Genomic DNA, 14,262 nt, shown 5'->3' with positions numbered 1-14,262 from the left:
CATTTCCGGCGCTAGTGAAGTTATTTATCAGGCGTGGAGAGGTCCATGCATTTGGCCGCGCCCAGCTCATCAGCGAGGACCGGATCTGCAGCAGAATCCGGCACGAAGGCACGCAAGAGGGCAAAGCCTTCGTTCTGATCGGTCTCGATCACGATCATCTCATCCAGATTCTCCGGCGGATTCTCGCGCAGGATCGACAGCTGACTCGAGGTGAGAACCAGCATGGCCAAGGCGCCTGAGCCGGAGGTGCGGTTGTTGAGGCTGTAGACCACCTCTCCACGCCCGTTGAACAGGGCCATGGACCAGAAGGGTGAGTCCACATTGGCTGCCAGCGCGAGAGGGCCATCCTCCAGGCGGAACCAGCAGACGGCATGGCGCATGGCCGGGTCCAGCATGGGGGCGAGTTCCGCCCCGCCGGTAATGGGCGGCAGGACGTGAAAAATGCGGTCCGGGCCCAGTTGACGCAACTCGGCAAATGCCTTGGCGCGGACGTGGCCGGGAACAGTCAGAACCACGAAGATATGAATGATGCCGCCGATCAGCAGCATTGCGAACAGCCAGAGCAGAAACCGGGGCAGCATGGCCCGGAGCCGCCGCCACGCACGGCTTACGAGGCGGGTCAAACGCAGAGATCCGGTCAAGGCGGCGCTCATGGGCACGAGACCTCGGTGATCGCCGGCATGGTCAGTCCGGCGAGGGACGAGCCCGTTGTGATGGGGGCGTCATAGAGGCGCAGGATGAAGGAAAGCCCCGGGCCCTTTCCTGTCGGCAGCCAGTTTCCAGGCGCCGGGCGGGCGGAGGCCGTGATGTCGAAGGAGCCGTCCGGCTTGCGCAGGATCTGGTTGCTGTCGAGATAGAGCCGGTCCATCGGTACCGGGACGAGACGGGCCTCTCCGTCAGCAGAGGTCAGCGTCCACAGGCGCGCAGAAGGCGTGAGGCCAGAAATCAGATAGGTGCAGCCCGGGCGGAGCGGGCGGCCCGCTGATGTTTCCCGGGCGATGAAGGCCACTCCCTCGCCGGAGGCCAGCGGAACCCGGCCCAGCCGTGCAAAAATGGCGGCAGAATAGGGATCGGCCTCTGGCGTGCCTGCCAGCGGATGAGCGCCCCAGACACCAATGCGCACGCTCTGAAAAAGATCTTCCCGGCTGAGAGCGAGATAGGCTGATCCAACGCCAATGATGAGAGCGCCGGCAAAGAGCAGGGTGATGGTGAAGGCCCGCCAGAGCGGGTGCGGCTTGCGGCGCGACAGGACAGCCGGTGTTTCCAGCTCCTTCCAATTCAAGTCCGGGCCAGCTTCGAAACGGGCGTTCATGGCTGGACCGCTCCGCTGCTGTCCATGCTTGCCGCGCTGGCTGTCTGGCCAATGGCGGTGAGTGCATCACCGATCTGTGTGATGACCGCCAGCGAGCGGCTGTTGAGAATGCGCGGCTGGCTGCCGGTGCCTGCCACTTCCGGTCTTGCAGCCAGCTGCTTGGCAGGCTTGATCTTGGTGGCATCCACGCCGGGAATGGGCTGGATTTCGATGCCTTCATGAGCATAGGCCATGAACCGCTGCCAGATCATGGCCGGAAGCGTGCCGCCGGTGACGTTGTTTGTGCCGGTGAAATCGTCATTCCCCACCCAGACGGCGGCGGTGAAGTTTCCAGTGTAGCCAACGAACCATGCGTCACGGTAGGCGGAAGTGGTGCCGGTCTTGCCTGCTGCCACGACCCCTTCCAGCAGCGCGCGCCTTCCGGTGCCGCGCTCCACCACGTTGACGAGAATGTCGTTCATCTCGAACACCTTCTCTTCCGGCAGGATGCGCTGAGGGGCAGGCTCGTTCCGGGCGCGGTCATAGATGACGGTGCCGCCGGAGCTGCGGACGTCCAGAATGGTGTAGGGCGTTGCCTTGTAGCCGCCGTTGGCGAAGACCGAGTAGCCCGCAGCCATGTCGATGACCGAGACATCCGAAGAGCCGAGCGCCAGAGAGGTGGAGTTCTGCAGCTCGTGACTGATGCCCATGAGATAGGACATTTCGATGATTTTGGGACGGCCGAGAGCAATGGACAGGCGGACAGGGATCGTGTTGATCGAGCGTGTGAGGGCTTCTTTCAAGGTGATTGCACCGGCATAGCCGCGCGAGTAATTGCGCGGGCTCCAGTTTCCGATGGAAACGGGGGCATCCGGAACGATGCTGTCCTTGGAGTAGCCATTCATGAAAGCCGTCATGTAGACGAAAGGCTTGAAAGAAGAGCCGGGCTGGCGAAGGGCGTCCACGGCGCGGTTGAACTGGCTGGCGCCGTAGTCCCTGCCACCGACCATGGCGCGCACGGCGCCATCGGGCACCATGGCTACGATGGCCGCCTCGCGGGCGCGGCGTTCTTCCGAGAACTGGCGCATGATCGCATCGACGGACTGCTCAGCCTCTCTTTGCAGGGCAGGGTCCAGTGTGGTGCGGACGGTGACGATACGGTCGCGCGCCAGTGCCGGATGGCGGCGGGCGAGGCGCTTGACCTCGTTGAAAGCCCAGTCGAGGTAAAAGTCCGGCGCCTGATCCTGTGACCTGTCAACGGCCACCGCAGGATTGCGGCGGGCTCCGATGACCTGGCCTTCGGTCATGAAGCCGGCCTGCACGATGTTGCTCAGCACCTCGTTGGCGCGGGCGCGGGCAGCGGGCAGGTTGATGTGCGGCGCGTATTTGGTCGGAGCCTTGTAAAGGCCTGCCAGCATGGCGGCCTCAGCCAGCGTCAGCTCGCGCACGTTCTTGCGGAAATAGAATTCGGACGCCGCCGTGACGCCGAAAACGCCGCCACCCATATAGGCGCGGTCGAGGTAGAGCTTCAGGATCTCGCGCTTGGAGAGATTGGCCTCCAGCCAGAAGGCCAGGAAGGCCTCCTTGATCTTGCGCTCGAGTGTGCGCTCATTGGAAAGAAAGAGGTTCTTTGCAAGCTGCTGGGTCAGCGAGGAGCCGCCTTGCACAACGGTGCGGGCGCGCAGGTTCTCGACCATGGCGCGGGCGGTGCCCAGGACGTCAATGCCGAAATGCTCGAAGAAACGGCGGTCTTCGGTTGCAAGGGTTGCCTTGATCAGGATGTCGGGGATCTCATCGAGAGGCACCGTGTCATTGAGAACGATGCCGCGCCGGCCGACTTCCTTGCCGAAGCGGTCGAGGAAGGTGACGGCGAAGTCGTCCGTCGTGCGCCAGTCCGCCACGCGTGTCGCCTCAAATGCCGGCTGGGCGAAAGTGAGCAGGATGATGAAGCCGAGAAGGCCGAAGGTGAAGCCATCCGAGCCAAGCTCTGCAAGGCCGCGCCAGATGCCGCGTGCGCGGAAACGGCGCAGGAACCGGGAATAAGCATCCCAGCCGTCCGTGATGGCCTGCCAACTGCGCCACAGGGCCGTATCCAGCCAGGCGTCGATCGACATGAGAAGGGCCGGCAGCGACCGGCGCGGACGGGTGGCAAACGGCTGCCGGGGTTTTTCCTCAGGAGGTGATGGCACGGAATGGACTTCAGCCTCGGGCTGCGCGTGAGTTTCAGCGCGCACCGCATCCTGCTGGCCAGCCTCCGCCGCTGCAGCCTCAGAAGGGCTGTCCAAATCCGGTTTGCTGCCGTTCTCCGGCGGGCTTCCGTTGCCGTTGTGCTGGTCCGACGTCACCGCAAGCTACCTGTGCCCTGCAGATGGTGATAAGGAAACTATCGAGTGACATACCCTGTCCCGCAAGGGAAGCCGAAAGCGAACATGAATTCAATGACCGAAGCGGAAAACCCGGGAAATGCGCCCTTCTGGAAGACAAAAACACTGGAGGAAATGACGCAGACCGAATGGGAATCGCTGTGCGACGGCTGTGCCCGCTGCTGCCTCAACAAGCTGGAAGACTGGGACACGGGGGCGATTGTCTGGACGGACGTGGCCTGCGAGCTGCTGGATGGCACGACCTGCCGCTGCCGCGACTATGCGAACCGGACCAAAACGGTGCCCGATTGCATCCAGCTGACGCCGGCTGAAGTGCGGACGCTGACATGGCTGCCGCCAACCTGTGCCTACCGCCTGGTGCGGGACGGGGAGGATCTGGCCTGGTGGCATCCGCTGATCTCGGGCTCGCCGGAGACGGTGCATCTGGCAGGCATTTCCGTATCCGGGCGCACGGTGACGGAAGCGGGGATCGAGATCGAGGATTACGAGAACCACGTGGTCAGCTGGCCGGAGGAATGGCCGGAAGAGGCGCTGGAAAAGCCTTCACAAGAGGCCTGAAAAACGCCGCCGGACAGCATCTTGCGATGCAGCCCGGCGGGTCTGGTCAGAGATTGGAGCTGGCGAAGGCGGCGAGCGCCTGTATTTCGCCTTGCCGCAGCTCGTGGCCGCCATCGTGCCAGACCAGTTCCACATCCGCCTTCTGGCCCGTGAACCAGTCCGCCAGCGACTGTGTGAGAGGCGCGGGACAGATCGGGTCACGCCGCCCGGCGGTGATCAGGACCGGCAGGCCGGAGAGGCCCGCATTCTCCTGCGGTGTGAAGGGAATGAGCGGATGCAGAAGCGCAATGGCGCTGAACAGATCCGGCCGCTGGAACGCAACACTCGCCAGAATGTTCGCGCCGTTGGAATAGCCATAGGCGAAGACCCTGGGTGGTGCGAGACGCGCCGTCTGGTCGGCGATGAAGGCTGCCATGCGATCTGTGCGGGCCGCAAGGTCCACCATGTCATAGACGCCTTCGCCGGTGCGGCGGAAGAAGCGCAGGGCGCCGCCTTCCGAGACATCGCCTCTGGGGTTGAGGAGCGTGGCCTGCGGGAAAAGCTCCGCCGAAAGCCCCGCGAACTGGTGCTCATCCCCGCCCGTACCGTGAAAGGCGAGGACGAGGGGAGCAGGCGCCCCGCCGGGGGCTGGGCGCTCGTATGTGGTGTAGGACGCTGTGGTCATGTCATACCAAGTCTTTCGATGCTGACGGATCAAGCCTTAAATAGGCTCAGACGCCGCAGGGGCTTGGTCCTTTCCCGGTGAGACGTGCCCACCGGGAGAGAACTTCAGCCTTCCAGTGAAACCAGCTGCTTTTCCAGATAGGGGCGCAGGTGGGCATGCTGGGTGGGAAGCTTGAGTGCTTCGCCCAGATGGGCCGTGTCCTCATCCCGGTTGAAGCCCGGTTCATTGGTTGCGATCTCGAACAGCACGCCGCCGGGCGTGCGGAAATAGATCGCATAGAAGTAGTCGCGGTTGATCACCGGGGTGACCTGATAGCCCGTGTCCATGAGGGCCTTGCGGACCTCAAGCTGGGCGGCCCTGTCCTCCACCGCGAAGGCGATGTGGTGGACGGAACCGGCGCCAGAGACGGCCGGGGCAATCGAGGGCATGGTTTCCACATCAATGACATGGGCGCCATTGCCGCCGGGCACCGCGAAACGCTTCACGCCCTCGGCGGAGTCTGCCAGTTCATAACCCATGAAGCCGAGCAGTTCCGCCGTTGCACCATCATCGCGAAGGCGCAGGCTGGTGGAGTGGAAGCCGCGGATAGCCGCGTCCTCCGTGACGCCGCCGGCAGTCCAGGGCGCGCGGGCATCGACATCGACTTCAACAAGCGCGAATGCATCGTTGTCGGGGCCGAAGAAATGCAGGCGCTTCTGGCCGAAGGCCGTGTCTTCGACCAGTCCGGCAACCCCGGCGTCAGCGAGCCGCTGCTGCCAGAAGCCGAGCGAGCCTTTCGGGACCGAGAAAAGCGTGGTGCCAACCTCCCCCGTGCCCGGGCGTCCTTGACGGGCGCCGGGGAAGGGGAAATAGGTCATCACCGTGCCAGCCGAACCGGTCTCGTCACCATAGTAGAGGTGATAGACATCGGGGGCGTCGAAGTTGACAGTCTTCTTCACGCGGCGCAGGCCGAGCACGCGGGTGAAGAAAGCATTATTCGCCACGGCATCGTCAGCAATCGACGTGACATGGTGCAGGCCTTTGATCTGCGTGATCATTTTCTATCTCCTGATCTGGCGCGGCGGTGCCGCGCCCTCGTTCTGGAGTGAACATAGGTGGTGATCCGCGATCTGATTAGCCGGTCTTGGCCTCGACTGATGTTCAATGTGTGTGAACAGTCAGCGGCTGCCGGACTTACTTCGTGAAAGTCAGGTCAACAGTCCCCACGGTGATGCCGTATTTCATGACGGTGGCCGTGTTGCGCACGGTGCGAGGGCCGGTCTGGGTGAGCGTGTCGTAGAAGCGCAGAGCGACACTGCCGTCCTTCAAGGGCACTTCGACCGGATAGGTGAAGACGATGCTGTCGCCCTGATAGCCGATGTTGACCGGGGTCAGCACATCGGAGCGCTGGCCGATGTAGCGGTCTTCTGCGACTTTCTGGAAAAACCAGATCTTGGTGTCCTTCTCGCCGTCATCGTAGACGAAATCCTCGCGCAGGCGGAGGGTGAACGTCCTGGGATCCCATGTGCCGGTGAGCTTGACGGTGAACTCGCGCCGCACGCCTGCGATCTTGCTTTCGAACACTCCCCGGGCGGTCGTGGTGCCCCGGAAGTAATCTTCAAGAACGAGGCGTTGCCCTGCGCTTTCGCTATTTGCCCATGAGGTAGTTGAAATTATCATAGTTAAAATTATCAGTAGTATCTTTTTAAGTTTACTAAACATAAATAACTCAACCTTCAAATTCATGATTGCTCCTCCTTTTTCAGGGGAACTACGTTGGGATTTTGAGTTTGGATCTCAGATTTGTGCGTTTTCTTGAAAAAATACGTGTTAGTACTGACTTCATTCTATTTGATGTTCAGGGCTTCGTTAAGTTTTTAAGGGGAATTTCGTATGAGGCAACAGCCCTTGCAACCGATCCATATACTGCAGGCTGAGCCGCCGCTTTTTTGAGGTGTTCTCGATGTTTACGCTTATCTCTCTTTCAAGATCCAAGCTCGACGCAATCGGGCGTTCGCAGGCGATCATCGAGTTTGACCCCGAGGGGCTGATCGTGTCGGCAAACCAGAATTTTCTGGATGTCATGGGCTACAAGCTGAGCGAAATCACCGGGAAGCATCACAGCCTTTTCGTTCCGGCCGAAGAGGTGAATACGCCAGCTTACAAGGAGTTCTGGCGGGATCTGGCGGCTGGAAAATGGTCTTCTCGGGAGTTCCGGCGCATCGCCAAGGGGGCGCGCGATGTGTGGATCCAGGCATCCTACAACCCGATTGTCGGCCGGGGCGGCAGAGTAACCGGTGTCATCAAGGTGGCGGCGGATGTCACTGCCGCAAAACGCGCGGCGCTGGAGACCGGAAGCAAGCTCTCCGCCATCAACCGCTCGAATGCCATCATTGAGTTTGAGCCGGATGGCACGATCGTCGAGGCCAACGAGAACTTCCTGAAAACGGTTGGCTACCGCCTGGATGAGATCAAGGGGCGCCATCACAGCATGTTCATGCCTCCGGAAGGGGCGAAGAGTGCAGACTACCGGGCATTCTGGGAGAACCTGCGTCAGGGAAAGTTTCAGGCTGGTGACTTTCACCGTCTGGGTAAGGGGGGCGTGGATGTCTACATCGCTGCAAGTTACAACCCCGTGTTCGATGAGGGCGGACGCGTCGTGAAGGTCGTCAAGTTTGCGGTCGACCGGACGGAATCTGTGCGCCAGAGAATGGTGCGTGAGGAGATTCAGAGGCAGATTGTTGCAGAGCTGGCGAGTATCGCGGGTGAAGTGGATATCGCCAACAGTCAGATCCGCGAGGTTTCGGCTGCGTCATCCAACGCATCGGGTAATGTTCAGACTGTTGCCGCGGCGTCCGAGGAACTGGTGGCTTCGATTGCCGAAATCAGCCGGCAGGTGAACCAGGCCAGCGGAATTTCCGCGCAGGCGGCCGAAGAGGCGGCCCAGTCCCGCCAGATCATGGAAGGGCTGAATGCCAACTCGCAGAAGATCGGCGAAGTGCTGGAACTGATCGAAGCCATTGCCGGTCAGACCAACCTTTTGGCCCTCAACGCCACCATTGAAGCGGCGCGCGCCGGTGAAGCAGGCAAGGGCTTTGCGGTGGTGGCGTCGGAAGTGAAGAACCTTGCGTCCCAGACCAGCAAGGCGACGGAGGACATTGCGGCACAGATTGCCTCGGTGCAAAGCTCTGCAGACCGCGCGGGGCAGGCGATTGGTTCCATCCTTGCAACAATCGAGAGCATCAGGAATATTTCGTCCACGATCGCGGCGGCGGTTGAGGAGCAGACGGCTGTTACGCGGGATATTTCGCACAACATGCAGGCGGCCTCCACGGGAGTGCAGTCGATCACATCGAGCATGGGCGATATCAGCAGTTCCTCGGAGCGTATTGCGCAGGCGACGTCTGAAGTGCGGGAAATGTCGCGCAGGATTGCCTGAGGCGGAAAGATGTGAAACCGGCCCGGACCATTGCTGACAAACCATAGACCTCTCCTTCGTCATCCTCGGCCTTGTGCAGAGGATCTATACAAATCAATGACTTGCAGATGGTCGGGACAAGCCCGACCATGACGAAAGAAAGAAAGCCCGTTTGTCATAACCTCGCCGGCCCGAAGCTGGGCCGGTATTCTTGCAACGGAATAGGAAAATAATCCTTGACACCCGCGCGCTGTCTGGGTATGGTTTTGTCATGATCCGAAAAGTGCGGCTGCGGCGCGCATCTGGTTCCGGCGGCGGTTTAGTCTGACATGGACCGGTGAGGGATAGAATTCGGATGACGATTTTGGCGGGCGCCAGCGAGGGCTGGTTGGCCCGTTTTTTGTTTGAGCTGTAATGAGCCCGGGCCAGCGGTTTGCGCCGGTTGGTGAGGCTTATGAGACTGGCGCAGGTGGTTTGCCTGTGAGCGCGGCACGCGCGTTTTGAACACTCCGGAGACGGCGGGATGACAGGGGATGCAACGGCGGAAGGGCCGGGCAGGGACGGGACACGTGTGCCTGCAGCGCTCAAGGGCACGCGCAGCCGCAAGGTGGCAGCTTCTCCAGCCGCGGCAGGCGGAGAAGGGCTGAAAGCTGAGGCGGTGCCCAAGGCGCCGGTGCGGCGCAGGCGGACGGCGAAGGGCGCGGCGGAGACTGCGGTGCCTTCGCTGGATGCGGCAGCCTTTGCGGCGGCGGGGCCGGAAGCGCGTGGCGTGATGGTGGTCCGGCTTTACCGGGCCTTCGAGGCGCAGGTGGCGCAGCTGGAAGAGCGGCTGGCGGGACTGGCCAAGGGCGAGCTGAAGCTGACCGAGATGGATCAGGGGGCCAAGACACTGGCGAGCCTGGCCCGCACGCTCGACACGCTGCTGGAATTGCACAGGGACCAGAGCGGGGAGGCGGATGAAACAGGCGATCCCGAACAGATGCGCGAGGAACTTGCGCGCCGCCTTGGCAGCCTGCCGGACGGCGGGGCGGATCGGCACGGTGCTGGACAGCCTGACCCCGGCGGAGATGGCGTTTCTGCTGCATGACTGGCCGACCTTCGCCCATGAGCACCAGCTGCCGCCCGACGGGGACTGGGGCATCTGGCTGATGATGGGCGGACGCGGGGCGGGCAAGACGCGGGCCGGGGCCGAATGGGTGCGGGCGATGGCACTGGGCCACCGCTGGTGCGCGCCGCATGGACCTGCCGGCCGGATCGCGCTGGTGGGGGAAACCTATGGCGACGTGCGGGAGGTGATGATCGAGGGCGTCTCGGGCCTGCTCGCCATTCACCCCAAGGCGGAGCGGCCGCAGTGGAACGCCAGCCGCAGGCGGCTGGAGTGGCCGAATGGCTCCATTGCACAGGCCTTTTCCTCGGAAGATCCGGAGGCCCTGCGCGGGCCACAATTTGACATCGCCTGGGCCGATGAACTGGCCAAGTGGCGCCACGGCGAGGAGACTTTCGACATGCTGCAATTCGGACTGAGACTGGGGTTGCGGCCCCGGCAGCTGGTGACGACGACACCGCGTGCGGTGCCGCTGCTGAAGCGCATCATGGAGATGCCGGCAACGGTGCTGAGCCGGGCGGGGACGCGGGACAATGCGCTGTTTCTGGCGCCGGGATTTCTGGAACAGGTGGTGGCGCGCTATGCGGGCACACGGCTGGGGCGGCAGGAGCTGGACGGTGAGCTGATCGAGGACCGGCCCGGTGCGCTGTGGCGGCGGGACCTGCTGGAGGCCTGCCGGGTGAGCCGGGCGCCGGAGAGTTTCGCCCGCATCGTCATTGCCATCGACCCGCCTGCCAGTGCGACCAAGCGGTCGGACGCCTGTGGACTGGTGGTGGCGGGGATCACGGAGGCCGGGCAGGCCTATGTGCTGGGCGACCACAGCATGGCACAGGCGCGCCCTTCCGACTGGGCGGCGAAGGCGGTGGCGCTGTGGCATCACCACGAGGCGGACTGCCTTGTGGCGGAGGTGAACCAGGGCGGTGACATGGTGCGGGAGGTGATCCATGCGGCAGATCCCACCGTGCCGGTGAAGTCTGTCCGCGCGAGCCGGGGCAAGTTTGCGCGGGCCGAGCCGGTGGCGCTTTTCTATGAGCAAGGCCGGGTGCATCACGTTGGCACCATGCCGGAGCTGGAAGACGAGATGGCCGACTTCGGGCCTTCGGGTCTTTCCAGCGGCCGTTCGCCGGACCGGATGGATGCGCTTGTCTGGGCGTTGACGGAGCTGCTGATGGGCGGGCGGGCAGAGCCGCGCCTGCGCCAGCTTTAATCCTCCGCCCGAATTCTCCTGCACTGAATCACAGTCTCAAGACGCTGATTCACCACGTGAAGACGGCGTAAAAAGGAGTCTGAAATCATGAACTTGGGACGGCTTCTGGACTCTTTTCGCAAGGCGCCTGCGGTTGAAGAGAAAGCTTCAAGAACGGCGCCGGTGATCGCCTGGCAGACGGCGGGGCGGCCCGTCTGGAGCCCGCGTGACTATGGCGCCCTGTCGCGGGAGGGGTATTGCCGCAACCCGGTTGTCTACCGGGTGATCCGCATGGTGAGCGAGGCAGCGGCAAGTGTGCCGCTGCTGCTGTTCGAGGGGGAAGAGGAGCTGGTGCGCCATCCGCTGCTCGCGCTGCTGGGGCGGCCCAATCCGGGACAGAGCGGACCGGATTTCCTCGAACAGGTCTATGGCCATCTGCTGACGGCGGGCAATGCCTATGTGGAGCAGGTGCCGCTGGACGGCAGCCCCCGTGAGCTGCATGCGCTGCGCCCGGACCGGGTGAAGGTGGTGCCGGGGGCAGATGGCTGGCCGGCGGCCTTCGACTACAGCAACGGGGCGAAGACCGTGCGCCTGTCCGGAGAGGCAGGGAATGCGGGAGAGCCGGCGCAGGTGCGGCAGCTGAAGCTGTTCCATCCGCTGTCGGACCATTACGGCTTTGCCCCCATCGAGGCGGCGCAGGTGAGCCTCGACATCCACAATGCGGCGTCGGGCTGGAACAAGGCGCTGCTGGACAATGCGGCGCGGCCCTCCGGTGCGCTGGTCTATGGGGCGGGGGAGGGAGTGAACCTCTCGGCAGACCAGTTCGAGCGGCTGAAGGCGGAGCTGGAGGCGGGCTATCAGGGGGCGCGCAATGCGGGGCGGCCGCTGCTTCTGGAAGGGGGGCTGGACTGGCGGCCCATGGGGCTGACGCCGAAGGACATGGACTTCATCGAGGCCAAGCGCGAGGCGGCGCGGGAGATCGCGCTGGCCTTCGGCGTGCCACCGATGCTGATCGGCATTCCGGGCGACAACACCTTCGCCAACTATCAGGAAGCCAACCGGGCCTTCTGGCGGCAGAGCGTGCTGCCGATGGTGCGCAGGACCGCACTGAGCCTTTCAGCCTGGCTGGCGCCTGCCTTCGGCGAGGGACTGAAGCTGGAGCCGGATCTGGATGTCATCGATGCCTTGTCCACCGAGCGCGAGGCGCTGTGGCGGCGGGTGGGGGAGGCGGATTTCCTGAGCCGGGACGAGAAACGGCAGGCGGTAGGCTATGGCACCGAAGACGATGAGGCCGGGGAATGAGTGGTGTGACGCAGGCCGTCATCGAACGGGGCGACCTGGCGCATCTGGCACTGTTCCTGTGGGCCGCTTCCGCATCGGCGCTGGCTGTTGCACTGCTGAAGGAGCTTGCGGCCTGCAACCGGCGCTTCGGCGACTTCGTGGATGAGATTGACCGTCTGAATCAGATCTTCAACGACCGTGATGCGGGTTGAGAGGATGCAGGCAGCGCGTTGGAATGACTCATGAATCGGGCTGCATTCTGACGCTAGGTGAAATTGGCTGACGCGGCATTCCGGACTCAGGATGTGAAGCTTCTGACGTACGTCAGAAAAGCCTCGTCCGGAATCAAACCGGACAAAAGAGGAAAGAACCTCATGACATTGCTGGGATTTTTGCGAGGGCGGGCGCCGGATGCCCGCCGCGAGGGCTCAGGCTTGCCCAAACACACGGGTAACCGCTGCCATCGCTTTGTTTTTGCAGCCTTTGTCTGCCGTCTGGCGCAGCTGGCCGGGGCTGGTGAGCGGACCGGTGACGGGAGGGCCTCATGAAGGCTGGCGTCAAGCGCCTGGCGGCCGCTTCTGCCGGTGAGCCCGCGTTGCGGATCGCGGGCTATGCCAGCCTGTTCAACCTGAGTGATGGCGGCGGCGATGTGGTGGCCAAGGGGGCGTTCCGGACCGCGCTGGGCCGCCGGGGCGCCTCCGGCGTCCGCATGCTCTGGCAGCATGACCCGTCGCGCCCCATCGGCATCTGGGACCGGATCGAGGAGGACCAGCTGGGCCTTTATGTGGCCGGGCGGCTGCTGACCGGGCTGGAGCTTGGGCGGGAGGCGGCGCTGCTGATCACGGCGGGGGCTCTGGACGGCCTCTCCATCGGGTTCCGGGCGATCAAGGCTCAGAAAATGGCAGGCAGCGCGCTGCGGCGGCTGGCCGAGATCGATCTTTGGGAAGTGTCGCTGGTGACCTTTCCGCTGCTGGATGCGGCGCGGCTGAAGCCCGTGCCGTCTCTGTCCTCTTCTGCAACTGGAGACGCATGATGGATTGCGAGATGAACGGCATGACGGTGGATCACGGCCTTGAGACCAAGAGCGTGCCGCCCTACGAGACCAAGGCGGGCGCTGCTCCGTCCGTTTCCGGCGAGCATCCGCTGAACGAGATGTATGCGGCCTTTGCGGCCTACCGCGAGGCCAATGAGGAGCGGCTTTCGGATATCGAGCGGCGCGGTTCGGCCGATGTGCTGACGCTGGAGCGGCTGGACCGGCTGGATACGGCGCTGGACGCCACCCGCCGCCGCCTCGACGAACTGTCACTGAAGAGCCGCCGCCCTGAGCTGAGCCACCGGATGGTTGAGGGCAATGCGGCAGCGCTGGAGCACAAGACCGCCTTTGAAGGCTACATGCGCTCCGGCCGTGATGAGGGCCTGAGGCCGCTGGAGGTGAAGGCCATGTCCATCGGCTCTGATCCCGATGGCGGCTATCTGGTGCCGGAGGAGACCGAGGCCGGTATTCTCGGGCGCCTTGCTGCGGTTTCTCCAATCCGTGCGATTGCGGGGAACCGGCAGGTGTCGTCGAGCGTGTTCAAGAAGCCCTTCGCCATCTCCGGCCCGCAGACCGGCTGGGTGGGGGAGACTTCGGCGCGGCCGCAGACCTCTGCGCCGTCGCTGGCGGAACTGACCTTCCCGGCGATGGAACTCTACGCGATGCCGGCGGCAACCGCCTCGCTGCTGGAAGATGCGGCGGTGAATGTGGATGAGTGGCTTGCGGAGGAGGTGGAGACGGCCTTTGCCGAGCAGGAGGGCGCGGCCTTTGTCAATGGCGACGGGGTGAACAAGCCGGTTGGCTTCCTGTCGGTGCCGCGCCTTGCGGACAATGCCTGGGCCTGGGGCTCGCTCGGGACGCTCAACACGGGTGTCAATGCCGCCTTTGCCGCCACCAACCCGGCGGACAAACTGATCGACCTCGTCTATGCGCTGAAGAGCGGCTACCGCCAGAACGGGCGTTTCGTCATGAACCGGCGCACGCAGGCGGCGGTGCGCAAAATGAAGGATGGTGAGGGCAATTATCTCTGGCAGCCGCCAGTGAGTTCCGATGCGCCGGCGACCCTGCTGAACTTCCCGGTCAGCGAGGCGGAGGCGATGCCGGATATTGCCACGGGTGCTGCGGCAATTGCCTTTGGTGATTTCCGCCGCGGCTATCTGGTGGTGGACCGCACGGGCGTGCGCATCCTGCGGGATCCCTACTCGGCCAAGCCCTATGTGCTGTTCTACACGACCAAGCGCGTCGGTGGCGGCGTGCAGGACTTCGCGGCCATCAAGCTGCTGGTGTTCTCCGCCTGAGGGCAGGCTGAGCCGATGAGATGAAGATGGGCCGTCCCGGCTGACCGGGGCGGCCTTTTTTCTGC

At 63.5% G+C, this 14,262-nt stretch carries 14 protein-coding genes; 8 read left to right on the top strand and 6 right to left on the bottom strand.

Annotation, left to right across the window (positions count from 1 at the left end; translation table 11 throughout):
• Positions 1-20: 20 nt before the first annotated feature.
• The 3 genes from H163_RS0101440 to H163_RS0101430 all read right to left on the bottom strand — a co-directional run bounded on the left by H163_RS0101440 (position 21) and on the right by H163_RS0101430 (position 3,405).
• Entirely contained in the window at positions 21-581 is a 561-nt protein-coding gene (locus tag H163_RS0101440) for a DUF1254 domain-containing protein (RefSeq protein ID WP_040677759.1), read from the bottom strand.
• A 68-nt stretch (positions 582-649) separates the two neighbouring features.
• Positions 650-1,312 (bottom strand): DUF1214 domain-containing protein, encoded by a 663-nt coding sequence (locus H163_RS0101435; RefSeq protein ID WP_019962756.1) that lies wholly within the window; start codon positions 1,310-1,312, stop codon positions 650-652.
• Positions 1,309-3,405, bottom strand: coding sequence for a transglycosylase domain-containing protein (locus H163_RS0101430; protein WP_081625955.1), 2,097 nt, complete (start codon positions 3,403-3,405; stop codon positions 1,309-1,311). Before H163_RS0101430 ends, H163_RS0101435 begins: the two co-directional genes overlap by 4 nt.
• Before the next feature lie 324 nt (positions 3,406-3,729).
• Between H163_RS0101430 and H163_RS0101425 the strand changes: the two genes are divergently transcribed.
• On the top strand, positions 3,730-4,233 hold the full coding sequence (locus H163_RS0101425) for a YcgN family cysteine cluster protein (protein WP_019962754.1): 504 nt from the start codon (positions 3,730-3,732) through the stop codon (positions 4,231-4,233).
• Positions 4,234-4,279: 46 nt separating this feature from the next.
• Here the strand turns inward: H163_RS0101425 and H163_RS0101420 are convergent, their stop codons facing one another.
• The 3 genes from H163_RS0101420 to H163_RS21920 all read right to left on the bottom strand — a co-directional run bounded on the left by H163_RS0101420 (position 4,280) and on the right by H163_RS21920 (position 6,556).
• The gene (locus tag H163_RS0101420; RefSeq protein WP_019962753.1) at positions 4,280-4,897 is read right to left on the bottom strand and encodes an alpha/beta hydrolase; all 618 of its coding nucleotides are present in this window, start codon (positions 4,895-4,897) and stop codon (positions 4,280-4,282) included.
• 104 nt (positions 4,898-5,001) lie between these two features.
• On the bottom strand, positions 5,002-5,934 hold the full coding sequence (locus tag H163_RS0101415) for a VOC family protein (protein ID WP_019962752.1): 933 nt from the start codon (positions 5,932-5,934) through the stop codon (positions 5,002-5,004).
• Positions 5,935-6,070: 136 nt separating this feature from the next.
• Positions 6,071-6,556, bottom strand: a complete 486-nt coding sequence (locus H163_RS21920) for a DUF3833 family protein (RefSeq protein WP_081625937.1) — start codon at positions 6,554-6,556, stop codon at positions 6,071-6,073.
• 283 nt (positions 6,557-6,839) lie between these two features.
• On the opposite strand from H163_RS21920, the gene H163_RS0101405 reads away from it, so the two are divergent.
• The 7 genes from H163_RS0101405 (at position 6,840) to H163_RS0101375 (ending at position 14,197) form a co-directional block, all read left to right on the top strand.
• Positions 6,840-8,315 (top strand): methyl-accepting chemotaxis protein, encoded by a 1,476-nt coding sequence (locus H163_RS0101405; RefSeq protein WP_019962750.1) that lies wholly within the window; start codon positions 6,840-6,842, stop codon positions 8,313-8,315.
• Between the two features lie 502 nt (positions 8,316-8,817).
• Positions 8,818-9,381 carry a hypothetical protein gene (locus tag H163_RS23505; RefSeq protein ID WP_019962749.1) on the top strand — a complete coding sequence of 188 codons (564 nt, stop codon included), beginning with the start codon at positions 8,818-8,820 and terminating at the stop codon, positions 9,379-9,381.
• Positions 9,362-10,606, top strand: a complete 1,245-nt coding sequence (locus H163_RS0101395) for a DNA-packaging protein (protein ID WP_040677926.1) — start codon at positions 9,362-9,364, stop codon at positions 10,604-10,606. Before H163_RS23505 ends, H163_RS0101395 begins: the two co-directional genes overlap by 20 nt.
• A gap of 87 nt (positions 10,607-10,693) precedes the next feature.
• Positions 10,694-11,887, top strand: a complete 1,194-nt coding sequence (locus H163_RS0101390; protein ID WP_019962747.1) for a phage portal protein — start codon at positions 10,694-10,696, stop codon at positions 11,885-11,887.
• A complete protein-coding gene (locus H163_RS0101385; RefSeq protein ID WP_019962746.1) occupies positions 11,884-12,078 on the top strand; it encodes a hypothetical protein in 195 nt (64 codons plus the stop codon). The genes H163_RS0101390 and H163_RS0101385 overlap by 4 nt, the downstream gene beginning before the upstream one ends.
• A 332-nt stretch (positions 12,079-12,410) precedes the next feature.
• Positions 12,411-12,899 (top strand): HK97 family phage prohead protease, encoded by a 489-nt coding sequence (locus tag H163_RS0101380; protein ID WP_019962745.1) that lies wholly within the window; start codon positions 12,411-12,413, stop codon positions 12,897-12,899.
• Between the two features lie 11 nt (positions 12,900-12,910).
• Complete coding sequence (locus H163_RS0101375; protein WP_244296063.1) at positions 12,911-14,197, top strand: phage major capsid protein; 1,287 nt, start codon at positions 12,911-12,913, stop codon at positions 14,195-14,197.
• Positions 14,198-14,262: the final 65 nt, after the last annotated feature.

It is taken from the genome of Pannonibacter phragmitetus DSM 14782 (genome assembly GCF_000382365.1).
Lineage (GTDB): Bacteria > Pseudomonadota > Alphaproteobacteria > Rhizobiales > Stappiaceae > Pannonibacter > Pannonibacter phragmitetus.
This window is presented reverse-complemented; position numbering and strand designations above follow the sequence as displayed.